2 protein-coding genes are annotated in these 1,164 nt (G+C 43.3%); one reads left to right on the top strand and one right to left on the bottom strand.

The window, feature by feature from the left end; all coding sequences use genetic code 11:
- Positions 1–587: aspartate/glutamate racemase family protein (locus A3739_RS02560; RefSeq protein WP_068500141.1), on the bottom strand; the 587-nt coding region annotated here is incomplete at its 3' end.
- 82 nt (positions 588–669) lie between these two features.
- Between A3739_RS02560 and idi the strand changes: the two genes are divergently transcribed.
- A partial coding sequence (idi, locus tag A3739_RS02555) for an isopentenyl-diphosphate Delta-isomerase (RefSeq protein ID WP_068500138.1) occupies positions 670–1,164 on the top strand: 495 nt, incomplete at its 3' end.

Here is a 1,164-nt window from a genome sequence, read left to right as displayed (position 1 = left end):
CCTAAAATTACAGCCTGTGCACCTTGGGCCTGTAGTTTCTTTATGATATCTAAGTAACGCTCTTTGGATGACTCAAGCAGTTGGCCTTTGCAGAGTTCTTCGTAGATGATTCGGTGCACTTCAGCACGATCTTCCTCGTTAGGCGTAAGGACATCTAGCGAGAATTTGTCTTGTAATCGTCCTTTGTAGAAGTCTTGTTCCATGGTGAATGCGGTGCCAAGCAGACCTACTTTAATAATATTTGCGTTTAGAAGTGTTTGGCCTGTGGCATCAGCGATGTGTAGTAGTGATATGTTGATTTTTTCTTCGATAGTTGGAGCGACTTTATGCATAGTGTTGGTACAGATCAGCAGACAGTCGGCGCCAGCGGATTGGACATTTAATGAGGCTGATAACAAGATTTGCGCGCAGCTCTCCCAATCGTTTTGATGTTGTAAGTGCTCGATCTCTGCGAAGTCTACGCTCACCAAAACTATTTTGGCCGAGTGTAAACCGCCAAGCTTAGCTTTCACTCCTTCATTGATCGCTTTGTAGTAGCCTTGCGTACTTTCCCAACTCATGCCGCCGAGAAGGCCTATTGTTTTCATTTGTTGGACTCCGAGAAAATTGATCTGACAATCAAAACATATTTCGTCTAGGCTTGTCTTGAATTATGAAATGTAGGACTGAATGGTGACTAACGAGCTAGTACTTGTTGATGAGATGGGAAAGAAGTTAGGCCTTGCCGATAAGCTTGAGGCACATCAAAAAGGCTTGTTGCATTTGGCTTTCTCTCTAGTGGTCTATCGAGTTGTTGATGGTCAACGCGAGTACCTTCTCCAGAAACGTGCCGCGACTAAATACCATGGAGCAAACCTATGGAGTAATACCTGTTGTTCCCATCCTTTTGATGAAGAATTGCCAGCTGCGGCTGTTCAGCGCAGAGTCGGAGAAGAGCTTGGAATAACGCAAAAATTAGATCTTAAGGAATTAGAGCCTGTTTTGTATCGAACGGAAATGCAAAACGGTCTTATTGAACATGAGTATGACCATGTATTTGTTTCTAATGACACAATCTTCGACTTTGAGTTGAACCCTCAAGAAGTCAGTGAAACAGCATGGGTATTAGAATCGGATTTAAAGACTGATCTTGTGAAGAACCCAGGAAAATACACGCCTTGGTTA

The organism is Oleiphilus sp. HI0067, from assembly GCF_001635735.1.
Note: the sequence above shows the minus strand (reverse complement) of the source record. Positions and strands in the feature narration are given on the sequence as shown.